1 protein-coding gene and 1 pseudogene are annotated in these 1,667 nt (G+C 59.1%); one reads left to right on the top strand and one right to left on the bottom strand.

Features of this window, described 5'->3' with window-relative positions:
- Positions 1-428: 428 nt before the first annotated feature.
- Positions 429-1,253, bottom strand: coding sequence for an integrase core domain-containing protein (locus VF515_22835; GenBank protein ID HEX7410464.1), 825 nt, complete (start codon positions 1,251-1,253; stop codon positions 429-431).
- A gap of 274 nt (positions 1,254-1,527) precedes the next feature.
- Here VF515_22835 and VF515_22830 point away from each other — a divergent pair.
- Positions 1,528-1,667: pseudogene (locus tag VF515_22830) on the top strand (transposase).

Raw genomic sequence — 1,667 nt, 5'->3', positions numbered from 1 at the left:
ACGGTTATTGTGGAAGCTCCAACGTCAACAACACAATAGGTTTCCAGCACTCGTGTCATGTGGCGTGGCGCACGCGGCTTGGGGCTGGGGGGCATTGCACCGCGTGCACCGGGCCGAAGGGACAATCGGCCTTTGCAAAATTAAATAGGTATCGAGGGTGCGCAGTTCAATGGCTGGAATGACGCGGAAAGGCGCATATGATGCCTCGATGCGCACCTGTCCTTGCTCAAAACCCTATTCGATCGGGGAATCGGTTTGCCGATGAGATCGCGACGGACGAGTTTTGATTAGTTGAATAGAACATTAGTCGCTGCTGCGACCTGGGCACCATGCATGGGTTCTGGGCGCCATTGCATCCGAGCGATACGGTTATAAAGCGGAACGCCCCCCACACCGAAACGTGCCGCCTGTTCGATCGCCGAAATGGCTCACGCGGCGCGACGTTCGTAGCGATGATGCAGGCCACCGACCTCCGGGAACGCAATAATCTTGCCAGCGGTTGGCGGGTGTATTGGGCGCGTCTCGGGGCAATCCTTGTCGAGCGAGAGATGCGTTCTGGTTTGGTGATGATATTGAAAATATGACGACAGAACGCGGCGCAAGTGATGCTCGTTAAAGATGATGATGTGATCCAAACATTCGCGGCGAATCGAGCCGATGAGGCGCTCGACATAGGCATTCTGCCAAGGTGACCGCGGCGCGGTAACAACCTCTTTGATGCCCATCACCCGAACTCGATCGCGAAAGACCGGGCCATATGGTGCGTCCCGGTCCCGCAGCAGATAGCGGGGCGCGGTGTCCCAGGGAAAGGCCTCTGTCATTTGGTGCGCGAGCCAGACTTGGGTGGGATTATGGGTAACCGCGACGTGAATAACCTTTCTTCGGTCATGGCCGAGGACGATCAAGGCATAGAGAAGCTGGAATGTTGAGGTTGCGACAACGAACATGTCGATCGCCACAATGTCGGTCAGGTGGTTATGGAGAAAGCTACTCCAGGTCGGGGAGGGGACTTTGGGCCGCCACGGCATGTATCTGCCGACCGTGGCTTGGCTGACTTCGATGCCGAGCTTGAGCAGTTCGCCGTGGATTCGGGGCGCGCCCCAGAGCGGGTTGCCCAGGCTCATGCGGCGGATCAGATCACGGATCTCGGCGCTCATCTTGGGTCGCCCCAGACGGCGTGATCGCCACCGCCAGTAGAGCCGGAAGCCTTTGCGATGCCACTGCACCACGGTTGCTGGTTTGACCAGCACCATGGCGTTGAGGACCTGCGGCCAAACTCGGTACAGCCACACCCAGAGGAGCCGGTCGGTTGAGAAGAGCCGAAGCTGACCAGGGCGTTGCCGCCGCAGGACGGCGACTTGGTGCCGAAGTGCGACGAGCTCAAGCTCCAGTGAGGCGCGGCAGCGAATACGGAACGAGAGCAGGGAAACGAGCGCGGAAAGAATTGTGACCATGCCCACGACAGTATGGCGGTGGCACGAAAATCTCTAGGCTTTCTCGACCTTCCGGAGTTTTGAGCAAGCACAGGGTGTGCCTGAAGGGATCAGCTTCAAGACCAAGCCGGAGATCGCGCTCGAGCAACTGCGCTGGGCATGTGAGGCTGGCCTTGCGCGCGGCGTAGTCCTGATGGACGCCGGCTATGGCGCCGAGACCGATCTGCGTACGAA

It is taken from the genome of Candidatus Binatia bacterium (genome assembly GCA_036382395.1).
Classification (GTDB): domain Bacteria; phylum Desulfobacterota; class Binatia; order HRBIN30; family HRBIN30; genus JAGDMS01.
Note: the sequence above shows the minus strand (reverse complement) of the source record. Positions and strands in the feature narration are given on the sequence as shown.